Origin of the sequence: Marivivens marinus, from assembly GCF_035969385.1 — a bacterium.
In the GTDB taxonomy this organism is placed as follows: Bacteria; Pseudomonadota; Alphaproteobacteria; order Rhodobacterales; family Rhodobacteraceae; genus SELP01.
The window spans coordinates 80,534-95,170 of the sequence record NZ_JAYKKJ010000003.1 but is presented as its reverse complement, the minus strand read 5'-3'; the positions used below and the strand labels follow the sequence as shown (position 1 = coordinate 95,170).

Below are 14,637 nucleotides of genomic sequence, written 5' to 3'. Positions count from 1 at the left end.
CGATCTGCCCGGTCAAGCCCATCCGCGACATGCCCTGCCGTGTTCAGTATCCCAGCCGGTCGCGCATGAAGGCCAGCGCGACAGACAGACCGTCCGGCGCGATCCCATGGGCCGTGCCCTTCATGATGTGGGCATAGACCTCTTCCCAGCCCGCCCCCTGCAGGGCCTCTGCGGCTTCGGGCAGGGATTGAACCGGCACCACATCGTCCTGATCGCCATGGACCAGCAGGACCGGCGGGCGGCAGGTGACTTCATCCGCCAGAAGCTCCGGCTGCAACAGCCGCCCCGAGAAAGCGCAGATGCCCGCCACCGGGTCTTCCCGGCGCGGGGCGACATGCAGCGACATCATCGTGCCCTGGGAAAAACCGAACAGCATCACCTGTTCGGGTAGCAGGTCTTCATCGACCATCACCCCGTCCAGAAAGGCGTTCAGGTCTTCGGCGGCGCGGCGCAATCCGGCCTCCGCCTCTTCCTCGGACGAACCATCAATCCACGGGATCGGGAACCACTGGAACCCGAAGGGCGCCCCGGCGCAGGCCTCGGGCGCGTCGGGGGCCAGAAACAGCGTATCGGGCATATGTTCGCCCAAGGGGTCGGCCAACCCGAGAAGGTCCGCGCCATTGGCGCCATAGCCATGCAGGAAGATGACCGCGCTGCGCATCTCTCCGGAAATGGGGTCGCGGCGGCCCGCTGTCAGTGCCCGTGTCATCGAATGCCTTCCCTTTGTTTCGCGACCCTGTAGTAGGCCCAGAGAAGCCGGGCCGCAACTGCCGCCCAAGGGGACCAGTCGGCGGCCATGCCGCGCAGCGTCTTTTCGGATGGGCGGTCGGGCAGATCAAAGACGATCCGCGCAGATTCCTGCAAGGCCAGATCGCCCGCGGCAAAAACATCGGCCCGGCCTAGCGCGACCATGGCGTAAATCTCGGCCGTCCACTGCCCGATCCCTGTGATCGCGGTCAGCGTGGCGATGACCTGATTGTCGGGCAGATGCGCCAAACTTTCCCAATCCAGATCGGCCCCGGCCAGCGCCTTGGCATAGCGGGCCTTGGGCCGGGACAGGCCATAGCTGCGCAACTCTTCCTCGGTGGTGGCGCGAACGGCCGGTTCGGTCGTCAGCCCCGCGGCTTCCAACCGCCCCCAGATCGCAGCGGCCGAGGCGGTGGACACCTGCTGGCCCACGATGGCCGACAACAGCGCACCAAACCCCGCAGGCGACCGACGCAGGGGCAAGGGGGTGCACAGCGGCAGGATGCGGGCGAATTCCGGCACTTGGGCGGCCAGCCAGTCCGCGCCCTCGGCCACGCAGGCCCCGGTTTCGATGATCCGTCCGACCGTCATGCACCGTCTGTGGCATGGGCTGCGCGGCGGCGCAATCACCCATGCGCCCGCGCGAATATGTCCATTGCCATTCCCGGCGCCGGGGACTACCGATTTCGCCATGACGGACATGACCCAAATCCCCGACACGGACCGGATCGCGAAACGCAACGTGATCGTTCTGGTTCTGGCGCAAGCCATCCTTGGCGCGCAGATGCCCATGATCTTCACCATCGGCGGACTTGCCGGGCAGCAGATGGTGCAGGGCACGGCGATTGCCTGCCTCGCGACCTTGCCGATCTCGCTGATCGTCTTTGGGTCGATGACGACAGCGCCCTGGCTGTCGCCGCTGATGCAGGCGCGGGGGCGGCGGTTCGGCTTTGTCCTTGGGGCGCTGGCGGCCGCCTTTGGCGCGGCGGTCTCGGCGCTGGGCCTTTACACCGGATCGTTCGTCACCCTGCTGATCGGGTCCTATTTCATTGGCATCTACATGTCCGCGCAGGGGTTCTACCGCTTTGCCGCGACGGATATGGCCTCGGACGCCTACAAACCAAAGGCGATTTCCTACGTCATGGCCGGCGGGCTGGCCGCGGCCATCATCGGGCCGCAGTTGAACAAGCTGGTGGCCGAAAGCTTTGTCGTCCTCTACCTCGGGTCCTACCTTGCCGTTGTGGCGCTGAACCTGTTCGGCTCGTTGTTGTTCTTCGGCCTGCAATTGCCCAAGGGCACGCGGGGCCAGCCGATACAGACCGACGCGCCCGCCAGCCGCACCCGTGGCCAGATGCTGCGCGACCCCCATATCGTGGTGGCCATGGTCGTGGGCATGGTGTCCTATGCGCTGATGAACCTTGTTATGACTTCGACCCCGCTGGCGGTGGTCGGCTGTGGGTTCGATACCGGCGATGCGGCGGATGTCGTCACTGCCCACGTGCTGGCGATGTACATCCCGTCGTTCTTTACCGGTCACCTGATCGCGCGCTACGGCACCACCCGGATCATGGCGCTGGGCCTTGTGATCCTTGCTGGGGCCGGGGCAGTAGCGCTGACCGGAGTGACGCTTGAGAACTTCTTTATCGCGCTGGTCCTTCTCGGGATCGGCTGGAACTTTGGCTTCATCGGGGCGACGACCCTGCTGACCAAATCCCATGCCCCGCACGAACGTGGTGTGATCCAGGGGTTCAATGATCTTTTCGTTTTCGGCGGGGTCACCGTGGCCTCGATGGCCTCGGGTGGGCTGATGAACTGTTCCGGTGGCAGCCCGATCGAAGGCTGGACGGCGGTAAACCTTGCCATGGCGCCATTCCTTGCACTGGCGGGCGGGGCACTGATCTGGCTGGTGATGAAACCGAAGTCGGTCGCATGACCATTCCGGGGTGGTGGGTCAAGACCCACCTTACCCGGGGGCGCTTCGCCCCCCGGACCCCCCGAGGATATTTCCAACCCAAAGAAGAATGGACGCCCGGTCCAGCCCCCTTCTTTGGGTCAATAAATATCCCGGGGTGAATGGCCCGGAACGGGCCAGAGGGGCAGAGCCCCTCAAACGTAAGGTGGGTTTCAACCCACCGCCCCCGAAACGGTCACGATGCGAAGAGCAATCGAAGTTTCTTTGAAAACGGGCTCAGGCCCACGGCCCCTTCGGCCACGCGTGCCGGCTGGCGGATGAGCTGTTGCAGGAGCGGTCGGGTTTGCCAGCCTTCGATCAGGGCCGCGCGGGCCGGTTTGGGGATACCCGCATGGTGGCGGATATTGCGGGCAAAGGCATCGTCCAACGCCCCTCGCGCCATGGCCGCAATCGCCGCCGGGCGGCCATCGACCAGCGGGATGCGTTTGCGGGCCTCCAGATTGGGGACGGCCTGAAGGAACCGCACCAGCGCGGTCGCCTTGCCCAATGCGATGACCGCAGGGGCCGCCGTGACATGCGCCCCAAGGCAGCGCGCAGCCACCCACATCAGCACCCCGCCAGTATTTTCAAGGTATTCATCGAAATGCGCCTGATCTTCGAAGGCGTCTTTATAGATGTCCCAGCGCCGGGCGACGATAAGCCGATCCAGGACGCCCGCGGTTTCCGGGGTCAGGACCTCGGCCAATGGCCCCACGACTTCATGCGCCCGGGGCTTTTTCCCGTCGCGGATTTCTTCCAGCGCGTCACGCCACCATTGCAGGCGCATTTCGGCGATCATCGGTTCTTCTGTCACCCAGGGCGCGCGGGCGACCTCGAGGTTGAAGGCATAAAGCGGGAACAGCACCCGCCGCGCGGCAGGCGGTGCCGCCATCGCGGCAAGAAACCGGTCCGGGTCGCCTCGTTCGACCAGCGCGGCGCAGGCGTTCAGGGTCACGCCACAGCCCCGCCCTGCACCAGCTTCCAGTTGATCCCGTCCAGAAGCGCATCAAAGGCCGCGTCGACGATATTCGCGCTGACGCCCACCGTGGCCCAGCGGCGGCCAGCGCCGTCTTGAAAATCAATGATGACGCGCGTCACCGCCTCGGTCCCGCCATTTGTGATGCGCACCTTGAAGTCCACGAGGCGCATATCGTCGATCTGTTCCTGATACCGGCCAAGGTCGGATTTGAGGGCCTGCCACAGGGCGTTCACCGGCCCGTCGTCCGACAGGTCGCTGGCATGTTCATTCTTGAAGAAACTGGTCCGGGTTTCCCCGTCGATCTGGACGGTGACGACAGCCTCGGACTCCACCACCAGCTTGCCCTTGGCGTTGCGGCGGCGTTCGGAAATCACACGGTAGCGTTCCACCTCGAAGAAATGCGGCAGAAGCGCCAGTTCCTCTCGTGCGAGCAGTTCGAACGACGCCTGCGCGGTGTCATAGCTGTAGCCCTGCGCCTCTTTCATCTTGATCGCGTCAAGGATGCGGGGCAGGGCGGCTTCGTCCTTGTCCACGGTCAACCCGGCGTCTGATAGGCGCTTGCGCAGGTTCGACTGTCCGGCCTGATTGGACATGGGGATGATCCGCGTGTTGCCGACCAAGGCCGGGTCGACGTGTTCATAGGTGGTCGGGTCCTTCAGGATCGCGCTGGCGTGAAGCCCGGCCTTATGCGCAAAGGCCGAGGCCCCGACATAGGGGGCCTGCTTCACCGGCACCCGGTTCAGGATGTCATCCAGCATCAGGCTGACCCGGCGCAGGTCCATCAGCGCATCGGTACTGATCCCGGTGTCCAGTGTGCTGGCAAAGGGCTCCTTCAGCAGAAGCGTCGGGATCAGGCTGGTCAGGTTGGCGTTGCCGCAGCGTTCGCCCAGCCCGTTCAGCGTGCCCTGCACCTGCCGCGCACCCGCCTCGATCGCGGCCAGCGAATTGGCGACCGCATTGCCGGTGTCGTCATGGGTGTGGATGCCCAGTCTGTCGCCGGGGATGCCCGCCGCGATCACCGCACCTACGATCCGGCCGACCTCGGTGGGCAGGGCGCCGCCATTGGTGTCGCACAGAACGATCCAGCGGGCGCCCGCGTCCAGCGCCGCCCGCAGACAGTCCAGCGCATAGTCGGGGTTGGCCTTGTACCCGTCGAAGAAATGTTCGGCGTCAAACAGCGCCTCGCGCCCCTCGGCCACCAGATGGGCGACAGAGGCGCGGATGTTGTCGATGTTTTCCTCCAGCGTGATGCCAAGGGCGGCGGTCACGTGGAAATCATGGGTCTTGCCCACAAGGCAGACCGCCGGGGTGCCGGCATTCATCACAGCCGACAACACCTCGTCATTGGCCGCTGATCGGCCCGCGCGCTTGGTCATGCCAAAGGCGGTCATGGTCGCGCGGGTCTTGGGGGCATCGGCGAAAAAGTCGCTGTCGGTGGGGTTCGCCCCGGGCCAGCCGCCTTCGATGTAATCGACGCCTAACCCGTCCAGCGCCTGCGCGATGCGGGTCTTTTCGGCGGTCGAGAATTGCACGCCCTGCGTCTGCTGCCCGTCGCGCAGGGTGGTGTCGTAGATATACAGCCGATCCTTGGTCATTTCCCTGCTCCTTTGGCCCGCGTCTTGTTCCCAAGACCCATGCCCATCCGCTCAATCCCTGTCGTCCGGGTCGCGCAGCGGGCCGGACAGCCCCCGACCGCCCCCCCGGGCGGGGGCTTAACCCCCACCCGCGGCCGCGGGCAGTCCTGTGTCGGGAGGCGGGTCATAGGAGGCCCTCCAATTTGGTGGGGTCGAAATCGGGGCCGGGAAAGAGTTCGACACCCTCCTTGGACATGCGCACTTCGACACCAAAAGCAGTCAATGCCGCTTTGAACGCATCCAGCTCCGAAAAGTCCTTTGTCGCTTTGGCGGTATCGCGCAAGTTCGATAGCCGTTCTGAAAACCGTGACAAATCACTTGTATCGTCCCCAACCCAGTAGGCCATATTTCCAAGCCGAAGTCCCAAGAACTGCAAGGACGCTGCCATAGTCTCCCCATCGCCGCGCTTGTAGACCTCGTGCAATGCGGTTAGGGCACCCGCTGTATTCAAATCGTCGGCCAAGGCTTCAATAACTGATTTCGAAACTTGCCCAATTGGCTTCTTTGCCGCCAATGCTAGCCACTTCCGAAGCGTCTTCTCCGCCTCGTCCCGCTTCTTCTCGGTCCAATCCATCGGCTTGCGATAATGCGTGCCCAGCATCACAAAGCGGATCACTTCGCCCGGCACCCCCTGATCCAGCAGGTCGCGCACGGTAAAGAAATTGCCCAGGGACTTGGACATCTTCTTGCCTTCGACCTGAAGCATCTCGTTGTGCATCCAGACATTCGCGAAATCGCCTTCGGGGTGGGCGCATTTCGACTGGGCGATCTCGTTTTCGTGGTGCGGGAATTGCAGGTCGTTGCCGCCGCCGTGGATGTCGAAGGACGCCCCAAGCAATTCGAACGACATGGCCGAGCATTCGATGTGCCACCCCGGCCGCCCACGGCCCCAGGGGCTGTCCCAGCCGGGGGTTTCGGCGTCCGACGGTTTCCAGAGGACGAAATCCATCGGGTTGCGCTTGTAGGGCGCAACCTCGACCCGCGCGCCCGCGATCATGTCGTCGACCGACCGGCCCGACAGCGCACCGTAGTTGGCATAGCTGTCCACCGCGAACAGCACATGGCCTTCGGCGGCATAGGCGTGGCCCTTGGCGATCAGATCTTCGATCATCGCGATCATCGCCCCGATCCAATCGGTCGCGCGGGGCTCAGCCTCTTCGGTTTGAAGACCTTTGATTGCTGGCCGCAGCGCACCTAGTTCATCCATGTCGGCGTGATACCAGCTGATGGTTTCCTCGGTCCGTTCGGCGATCAGCTCTTCCAGCGTGCCCTTGGCCCCGGCCTCTTTGCGCTTGCGGGCGGTGTCGTTGATCTTGTCGTCCACATCCGTGAAGTTGCGCACATAGGTCACGTGATCCGCGCCATAGACATGCCGCAGCAGCCGGAACAACACGTCGAACACCAGAACGGGCCGCGCGTTGCCTAGATGCGCCCGGTCATAGACGGTCGGCCCGCAGACATACATCCGCACATTGTCCGGGTCGATCGGGGCAAAGACCTCTTTCTTGCGGGTCTGGGTGTTGTGCAGTTTGATCGTCGTCATGTCTCACTCACGCGCGGTTTTCGCCCGCGGGCTTAGCAACTTACCGTCAGAAGTGAAACGTGAAAGAGCGGCCCGCGTGACTGGTGTCAGCAGGGAATAATGCAGCAAATGATGATGCAGGTGCTCTTCATGAGATGGGTCATAGCACCGGGGCGGCTACCCGTCCAGCATTTCGACAAGCTTGCGGATGGTGTTGAGGTTTCGGGCGGTGAAATCGACGCCCAGAACCTTGGGCAGCTTTTCCGCCAGTTTCGACCGGCCGAACCCGTCGGGCGTATGGACCCAGGCGACGCGGCCTTGCAGGCGGATCTCCTCGGTCGGCGTGCGAAGTTGGGCATAGAGCGCGTCGTCGAAGTGCGGGTCGGCCCACAGAAAGGCCCCATGCAACTGGTTCCCCGCCGCAGGCGCAATCGGGCAATCGTCCAGCACCTGGTGCAGCGCCGCGCCCGGCAGGACCATGATCGGCACATCGACCCCCATCCGCGCCACCATCGCGCGCCGCAGGTCTTCGGCCAGCGTGGCGGGATCGCCTTTGGCCGCGAAAACCAGATTGCCGGAGGCGATATAGGTCCGCACCCCGGTCCAGCCGAGTCCCGCGCAAAGGTCGCGCAGATCGGCCATGGGCACCTTGTTGCCGCCGCCCACGTTGACCCCGCGCAGAAGTGCCACGAATGCTGTCATGTGTTCGCCCCCGTCAGGATTGCGCGATGGCGGTGCCCGCCGCATGGGCCGACGACCACGCCCATTGAAAGTTATACCCGCCCAGCCAGCCTGTCACATCCACGCATTCGCCGATGAAGTGGAGGCCGGGAATGCCCGTCGCCTCCATGGTTTTGGACGACAGCGCCGCGGTCGACACGCCTCCCAGCGTCACCTCGGCCGTGCGGTAGCCTTCGGTCCCGGTCGGCACCACCTGCCAGCCGTGCAGCCGGGCGGCCAGATCGTCGATCCTTGCGTCGGACCAATCGGCAAGATTGCCGGTCAGCCCTAGTTCCCCCGCCAGAAGATCGGCAAAGCGGGCGGGCAGGTGATCGGCAAGGATGGTCCCGACCGGCTTTCCCCCGGCGGCGGCCTTGCGGGCCTTCAGCGCGGAGGCAATATCGGTGCCGGGGCTAAGGTCGATGGTCACCGCCTCGCCCTCGCGCCAGTAGGACGAGGTTTGCAGCATCGCGGGGCCGGACAGCCCGCGATGGGTGCACAGCATCGCCTCGGGGAAGGCGGGGCCACGGTCGGCGCGGGCGGTCACCGGCAGGGCGATACCCGAGATCCCGGCAAACCGCCCGTCGGAAAATGTATAAGGCACCAGCGCGGGCCGCGTGTCCGTGACCGGCACGCCATAGTCGCGGGCGATCTGATAGGCCAGCCCGGTCGCCCCCATCTTGGGGATGGATTTGCCGCCCGTGGCCACGACAAGGTTCGTGGCCTCGACCACCACACTGTCGCGCCCGCGGGTCAGAGTGGCGCGAAACCCCGTATCGGCGCGCTCCACCCTCTCGATGCCCGTTTCGAGCCAAAGGTCGGCGCCTGCACGGTTCACCATGGACAAAAGCAGGTCGATGATCGCCTGCGATTTGCCATCGCAGAACAGCTGTCCCAGCGTCTTTTCATGCCAGGCGATCCCGGCGGTCGACACGAGGTCAATGAAATCCCATTGGGTGTATCGGGCCAGCGCGGATTTGGCGAAATGCGGGTTGTCCGAGATGAAATTCGCGGCCGTCACGTCAAGATTGGTGAAATTGCAGCGCCCGCCACCCGAGATGCGGATCTTGTCGCCGGGGCGTTTCGCATGATCGACGACCACCGCCCCCGGCCCGGCATGGGCGGCGCAGAAAAGGCCGGCGGCCCCGGCCCCAAGGATCAGCGTCTTCACCTTCATCCCTGTCCAAGACCACGGCGGCGAGAGGCTGGCAAGGGGTGGCGATGCCGAAAAACGATTCGCGGGGAATCGCCTGTCCATTCATTTCGCTGGAAATCCGAATCACTTGCCGTTACCCTTGCGCCAGATCCGGGGAAAACCCGGGCAGGCAGAGGCAGAGACACCCAAGGCGGTATTCCCATGACGGAAATGGTTCATGGCACGATCCCCGTGCAGGCGGGCGAACCCATTCTTCCACGCTGGTGGCGGACGATCGACAAATGGACGATGTCCTGCGTCCTTGCGCTGTTCGGGATCGGATTGCTGCTGGGGCTGGCGTCCTCTCCACCGCTGGCGGCCCGCAACGGGCTAGAGCCGTTCTATTACGTGACCCGTCAGGCGGTGTTCGGCGGCGCGGCGATCCTTGTGATGATGATCACCTCGATGATGTCGCCGCTGATGGTGCGTCGGCTTGCCGTCCTTGGGTTCATCGCGGCCTTTGCGGCGCTCGCCCTGTTGCCCGCCTTCGGAACCGATTTCGGCAAGGGCGCGGTGCGCTGGTATTCTTTGGGCTTTGCCAGCTTCCAGCCGTCCGAGTTCCTGAAACCCGTCTTTGTTGTGGTCGCCGCATGGTTCATGGCGGCCAGCTTTGAATTGGGCGGCCCGCCGGGCAAGGCCTATTCATTCGCGATCACGGTCATCATCGTGACGATCCTTGCGCTGCAACCGGACTTTGGCCAGGCGGCGCTGGTGCTGTTTGCCTGGGGCGTGATGTATTTCGTGGCCGGGGCACCGATGCTGCTGCTGTTTGGGATTGCGGGGCTTGTTATCCTTGCGGGCAGCTTTGCCTATTCCAACTCGGAACATTTCGCCCGCCGGATCGACGGGTTCCTGAATCCGGAGATCGACCCGACCACCCAGATCGGCTATGCCACCAACGCCATCCGCGAAGGTGGGTTTTTCGGTGTCGGCGTCGGCGAGGGGCAGGTAAAATGGTCGCTGCCCGATGCGCATACGGATTTCATCATCGCGGTCGCGGCCGAGGAATACGGGCTGATCTGCGTCATCGCGATTATCGCGCTTTATACCGTGATCGTCTTCCGGTCGCTTCTGCGGCTGATGAAGGAACGTGATCCCTTTATCCGGCTGGCGGGCACCGGGTTGGCCTGTGCCTTTGGCGTTCAGGCGATGATCAACATGGGCGTCGCGGTGCGGCTTTTGCCAGCCAAGGGGATGACCCTGCCCTTCGTCAGCTATGGCGGATCGTCGATTATCGCGGGCGGGGTTGCGGTCGGGATGCTTCTGGCCTTTACCCGGACGCGGCCGCAGGGCCAGATGGGCGATCTGCTGGCGCGCAGGCACTAGGGTTTCCGGCCGGACCGGCCGGGGCGATATCTGAAAGGATCACACATGGCGGCCCCTTTACTGGTTATCGCGGCGGGCGGCACCGGCGGGCACATGTTCCCGGCGCAGGCTCTGGCCGAGGCGATGCTGGCCAAGGGGTGGCGGGTGCGCCTGTCCACGGACGCGCGCGGCGGGCGCTATACCGGCGGGTTCCCGGCGGGGGTCGAGATCACCCAGGTCGCCAGCGCAACCTTTGCGCGTGGCGGGGTCGCGGCAAAGGCGCTGGCCCCGTTTCGCATCCTTGGGGGTATACTTGGCGCGACCTTCCGCACCCTGCGGGACCGGCCTGCGGTCGTCGTGGGCTTTGGCGGTTACCCGTCGATCCCGGCGGTGGCGGCGGCATGGATCACCCGGACACCCCGGATGATCCACGAACAGAACGGGGTTCTAGGGCGCGTCAATCAGGTTTTCGCGAAACGGGTCGATCAGGTCGCCTGCGGCACTTGGCCCACGGCCCTGCCCGATGGGGTCGATGGGGTCCACACAGGCAATCCGGTGCGCAGTGCGATCATGGCCCGCGCGGGCGCGGGATATATCGCACCCGGCGATTACCCCATGTCGATGTTGGTCATGGGCGGCAGTCAGGGCGCGCGGATCCTGTCCGATGCGGTGCCCGCCGCCATCACGTCCCTTCCCGACAGTATTCGCAGCCAACTGCGGGTCAGCCATCAGGCCCGGCCCGAGGATATGGACCGCGTGACCGCCGCCTATGCCGAGGCGGGCATTCGCGCGGACGTGCAAAGCTTCTTCACCGACGTGCCCGAACGCATGGCCGAGGCGCAGCTGGTCATCAGCCGGGCAGGGGCCTCCTCGGTCGCCGATATCTCGGTCATCGGACGCCCGTCGATCCTGATCCCCTTCGCCGCTGCCACCGCCGATCACCAGACCGCCAACGCCCGGCAGTTGACAGACGCGGGCGCGGCAATCCTGATCCCCGAAAGCCGCCTTGACGCGGTCAGCCTTTCGGCGCAGATCGCGCTGATCCTTGGTCAGCCCGCCGCGGCCAACCAGATGGCCGCTGCCGCCCTGTCCTGCGGCATTCCCGATGCAACCGACCGGCTGGTTGCCCTTGTCGAAGGGCTGGCCGGACAGACGAAAGACGCCTGATATGAACGCCGCCGCCACCAAACTTCCGCTTGACGTGGGTCCGATCCATTTCGTGGGCATCGGCGGGATCGGCATGTCCGGCATCGCCGAGGTTCTGCTGAACCACGGATACGTGGTGCAGGGGTCGGACCTGAAACGGTCCAAGATCACCGACCGGCTGGAAAAGATGGGCGCGCTGATTTTCGAAGGTCAGCGGGCCGAGAACCTTGAAGGGGCCGAGGTCGTCGTGATCTCATCCGCGATCAAACCGGGCAACCCCGAATTGGACGAGGCCCGCCGCAGGGGCCTTCCCGTCGTCCGCCGGGCCGAGATGCTGGCCGAGCTGATGCGCCTGAAATCCAATGTAGCCGTGGCCGGAACCCACGGAAAGACCACGACCACGACGATGGTCTCGGCCCTGCTGGACGCCGGGAATTTCGACCCGACCGTGATCAACGGCGGGATCATCCATGCCTACGGGTCGAACGCCCGCGTGGGCGAAGGCGAATGGATGGTGGTCGAAGCCGACGAAAGCGACGGCACCTTCAACCGCCTTCCGGCGACCATCGCCATCGTGACCAACATCGACCCCGAACATATGGAGCATTGGGGCAGCCTCGATAACCTGCGCAAAGGCTTCTACGACTTCGTGTCGAACATCCCGTTCTACGGGTTGGCCGTCTGCTGCACGGACCACCCCGAAGTGCAATCGCTGGTCGGCAAGATCACCGACCGTCGCGTCGTCACCTATGGGTTCAATGCGCAGGCAGACGTGCGGGCGGTGAACCTGACTTATCAAAAGGGGATCGCCCATTTCGACATCGCCCTCCAGGCCGAAGACGCGGTGATCGAGGGCTGCACCCTGCCGATGCCCGGCGACCACAACGTATCGAACGCCCTGTCGGCGGTGGCCGTGGCCCGGCACCTTGGGATGAAGAAGGATGAAATCCGCGCGGCGTTGGCTAGTTTCGGCGGGGTCAACCGCCGCTTTACCCGCGTGGGCGAGGTGGGCGGCGTGACCATCATCGACGACTACGGCCACCACCCGGTTGAAATCGCCGCCGTACTGAAGGCCGCGCGGCAGGCCGTGGGCGTCGACAGCGCCGCGCGGGTCATCGCCGTGCACCAGCCACACCGCTATTCCCGCCTGTCGTCGCTGTTCGAAGATTTCTGCGCCTGTTTTAACGAGGCCGATGTGGTCGGCATCGCCGAAGTCTATGCCGCGGGCGAAGACCCGATCCCCGGCGCGTCGCGTGACGATCTGGTGTCGGGGCTGGTCCGCCACGGACACCGGCATGCCCGCGCAATCCTGTCCGAGGACGATCTGGAACGACTGGTCCGCGAACAGGCCCGTCCGGGCGACATGGTGGTCTGCCTTGGGGCCGGGACGATCAGCGCCTGGGCCAACAACCTGCCCGCCCGTCTGGAAAAATGAACTGGGTCTGGATCATCTCCGCGGTCGTCGTTCTGATCTCGGCCATGTCCATAGCCCGACACATCCGGCGCGGGCTTATCTTCTTCGCAATCGCCTTCGCAGGGCTGATGTTATTGCATTTCCAAGCCCATCCGGGCGAGGCGATGCTGGGTCTCGGCTCTTTGGGCGGGGGGCTGGCGATGATGCGGCCACTTCGACGGATCGTCACCCGGATATCGTTCTAGGACAGGCACAACGAAAGGGACAGCCATGCCAGACGCCACCCTGAAACGCCGGATCGGCCCCGGGCTGCTGACAGCCTATGGCGTGGGCGTGATGGTGGGCGCGGGCATCTATGTCCTTGTGGGCGAGGTCGCGGGCCTGTCGGGCATCTATGCGCCGGTCGCCTTCCTTCTGGCAGGGCTCGTCGCGCTGCCGTCCGCCCTGTCCTATGCCGAACTTTCGGTCCGGATGCCCGAAGCCGCGGGCGAGGTCGCCTTTGTCGAGGCGGGAACAGGGCTGCGCTGGCTGGGACTGATCGTTGGGCTGGCCATCGTGCTGTCCGGCACCCTTTCAGCGGCGGCGGTCTTGCGGGGCGGGGCTGGGTATCTGACGTCGATCGTCGGGATCTCGCCCGAAATGGCGATCATCGCCGGGGGCGTCCTGATCGCAACGGTCGCCATCGTCGGCGTGCTGGAAAGCCTTGCAGTCGCGGCCGTCTTTACCCTGGCCGAGGTGCTGGGGCTGGCTCTTGTCATCTGGGCGGGGCTGGGGGCCGACCCCGTCTCGGTCGATTGGGCGGCGGCCCCCGCGCCCTATTGGCCCGGTATCTTCGCTGCCGTCACCCTGTGTTTCTTCGCCTTCATCGGGTTCGAGGATATCGTGAATCTGGCCGAAGAAACCCGCGACCCCGACCGCACCATGCCGCGCGCGATCCTTTGGGCGCTGGCAATCACCGCTGTCCTCTACGCGGCGGTATCCTACGCCGCCGTTCGGGCAGTGCCGATCGAGGCGCTTTCGTCCAGTCAACAGCCGCTGGCGCTTGTCTGGCAGGTCGGAACCGGCAACCCCGCCGCCTTCCTGTCGGCCATCGCGGTCGCAGCGGCCGTGAACGGAGTATTGGCGCAAATCGTCATGGCGGCGCGAGTCTTGTACGGGCTGGGTCGCAGGCACGGCAGCCTGCGGGTCTTCTCGGGCGTTGGCGCGCGGTTCGGAACGCCGCATCTTGCCACGATACAGATCGGCGGTGGCGTGATCGGCGCGGCGCTTGTCCTGCCGGTGGGGCAGCTGGCCGGTATCACCTCGCTTGTCCTCTTGTCGGTCTTTGTCCTCGTCAACCTGTCGCTGATCCTGATCAAGCGGCGCACGCCGGCCGCACGGTTCCGGGTGGGGGCATGGGTGCCAGTGGCAGGGCTGCTGATGGCGTTGGGCGCGCTGATCCTGTGGCTGTGGGGGGTGCTGGCATGAGCTATTCCCTGTTCGCCGCCGCGGCTTGGGTCATCCTTGGCACGATCACCGCGCTTTTGCCGCTGCGGCGGCAAATGTGGCCCGGATTGACCCTGCTGCTGTTAGCGCCTGTCATTTTGGTCTGGTTATCGGTTGACCATGGGCTTTGGATCGGGGCATTGGGGGCGGCAGGTTTCGTTTCCATGTTCCGAAACCCGCTTCGTTACCTCTGGGCCCGGGTTCGGGGCCGCAATCCGCAACTACCGCCAGAGCTTCGCAGATGACCTATTCCCTGATCGCCGCCTTCCTCTGGTTCATCCTTGCCAATGTCGCCGCACTGGTTCCCAGCCGCGACAACCACTGGAGCAGGGCCTATGTGCTGATCGCGGTGGGTGTGCCGATCCTGGGCTGGGTCACCTATGAAAACGGGCCGTTCATCGGGCTGGTTGTTCTGGCCGCCGGGGCAAGCGTGCTGCGCTGGCCGGTGATCTATCTGGGCCGCTGGGTTCGGCGGAAGGTCGCGCGCTAGCTTGCTTGCCGGGGGGCGAACCGCTATTCCGCCCGAAACCATGACGAGT

At 64.8% G+C, this 14,637-nt stretch carries 15 protein-coding genes; 8 read left to right on the top strand and 7 right to left on the bottom strand.

Going from position 1 to position 14,637, the window contains the following annotated elements; genetic code table 11:
• Positions 1–43 precede the first annotated feature (43 nt).
• Positions 44–709, bottom strand: coding sequence for an alpha/beta hydrolase (locus U3648_RS05250; protein ID WP_420858195.1), 666 nt, complete (start codon positions 707–709; stop codon positions 44–46).
• Positions 706–1,338: a DNA-3-methyladenine glycosylase family protein gene (locus tag U3648_RS05245; protein ID WP_420858194.1), complete on the bottom strand. Its 633-nt coding sequence runs from the start codon at positions 1,336–1,338 to the stop codon at positions 706–708. The genes U3648_RS05250 and U3648_RS05245 overlap by 4 nt, the downstream gene beginning before the upstream one ends.
• A gap of 100 nt (positions 1,339–1,438) precedes the next feature.
• Here U3648_RS05245 and U3648_RS05240 point away from each other — a divergent pair, with 100 nt between their 5' ends.
• Entirely contained in the window at positions 1,439–2,680 is a 1,242-nt protein-coding gene (locus U3648_RS05240; RefSeq protein WP_420858193.1) for an MFS transporter, read from the top strand.
• Between the two features lie 214 nt (positions 2,681–2,894).
• Here U3648_RS05240 and U3648_RS05235 read toward each other — a convergent pair whose 3' ends face one another.
• The 5 genes from U3648_RS05235 to U3648_RS05215 form a co-directional block, all read right to left on the bottom strand.
• Positions 2,895–3,653 carry a squalene/phytoene synthase family protein gene (locus tag U3648_RS05235; RefSeq protein ID WP_420858192.1) on the bottom strand — a complete coding sequence of 253 codons (759 nt, stop codon included), beginning with the start codon at positions 3,651–3,653 and terminating at the stop codon, positions 2,895–2,897.
• Positions 3,650–5,272 carry a citramalate synthase gene (gene cimA / locus U3648_RS05230; protein WP_420858191.1) on the bottom strand — a complete coding sequence of 541 codons (1,623 nt, stop codon included), beginning with the start codon at positions 5,270–5,272 and terminating at the stop codon, positions 3,650–3,652. The genes U3648_RS05235 and cimA overlap by 4 nt, the downstream gene beginning before the upstream one ends.
• Positions 5,273–5,435: 163 nt before the next feature.
• Positions 5,436–6,854, bottom strand: a complete 1,419-nt coding sequence (cysS, locus tag U3648_RS05225) for a cysteine--tRNA ligase (protein ID WP_420858190.1) — start codon at positions 6,852–6,854, stop codon at positions 5,436–5,438.
• A 156-nt stretch (positions 6,855–7,010) separates the two neighbouring features.
• A complete protein-coding gene (locus tag U3648_RS05220; protein WP_420858189.1) occupies positions 7,011–7,535 on the bottom strand; it encodes a DUF1697 domain-containing protein in 525 nt (174 codons plus the stop codon).
• A gap of 13 nt (positions 7,536–7,548) precedes the next feature.
• Complete coding sequence (locus U3648_RS05215; protein WP_420858188.1) at positions 7,549–8,730, bottom strand: BaiN/RdsA family NAD(P)/FAD-dependent oxidoreductase; 1,182 nt, start codon at positions 8,728–8,730, stop codon at positions 7,549–7,551.
• A gap of 180 nt (positions 8,731–8,910) precedes the next feature.
• Here U3648_RS05215 and ftsW point away from each other — a divergent pair, with 180 nt between their 5' ends.
• Genes ftsW through U3648_RS05180 form a run of 7 tightly spaced genes read left to right on the top strand, consistent with a single transcriptional unit; the run spans position 8,911 to position 14,588 of the window.
• On the top strand, positions 8,911–10,074 hold the full coding sequence (gene ftsW / locus U3648_RS05210; RefSeq protein WP_420858187.1) for a putative lipid II flippase FtsW: 1,164 nt from the start codon (positions 8,911–8,913) through the stop codon (positions 10,072–10,074).
• A 45-nt stretch (positions 10,075–10,119) separates the two neighbouring features.
• The gene (locus U3648_RS05205; RefSeq protein ID WP_420858186.1) at positions 10,120–11,220 is read left to right on the top strand and encodes a UDP-N-acetylglucosamine--N-acetylmuramyl-(pentapeptide) pyrophosphoryl-undecaprenol N-acetylglucosamine transferase; all 1,101 of its coding nucleotides are present in this window, start codon (positions 10,120–10,122) and stop codon (positions 11,218–11,220) included.
• Position 11,221: 1 nt separating this feature from the next.
• Positions 11,222–12,634 (top strand): UDP-N-acetylmuramate--L-alanine ligase, encoded by a 1,413-nt coding sequence (murC, locus tag U3648_RS05200; RefSeq protein ID WP_420858185.1) that lies wholly within the window; start codon positions 11,222–11,224, stop codon positions 12,632–12,634.
• Positions 12,631–12,858 carry a hypothetical protein gene (locus tag U3648_RS05195; RefSeq protein ID WP_420858184.1) on the top strand — a complete coding sequence of 76 codons (228 nt, stop codon included), beginning with the start codon at positions 12,631–12,633 and terminating at the stop codon, positions 12,856–12,858. Before murC ends, U3648_RS05195 begins: the two co-directional genes overlap by 4 nt.
• 25 nt (positions 12,859–12,883) lie before the next feature.
• Entirely contained in the window at positions 12,884–14,080 is a 1,197-nt protein-coding gene (locus tag U3648_RS05190; RefSeq protein WP_420858183.1) for an APC family permease, read from the top strand.
• Positions 14,077–14,343, top strand: a complete 267-nt coding sequence (locus U3648_RS05185; protein WP_420858182.1) for a DUF2484 family protein — start codon at positions 14,077–14,079, stop codon at positions 14,341–14,343. The genes U3648_RS05190 and U3648_RS05185 overlap by 4 nt, the downstream gene beginning before the upstream one ends.
• Positions 14,340–14,588 (top strand): DUF2484 family protein, encoded by a 249-nt coding sequence (locus U3648_RS05180; RefSeq protein ID WP_420858181.1) that lies wholly within the window; start codon positions 14,340–14,342, stop codon positions 14,586–14,588. The genes U3648_RS05185 and U3648_RS05180 overlap by 4 nt, the downstream gene beginning before the upstream one ends.
• Positions 14,589–14,637: the final 49 nt, after the last annotated feature.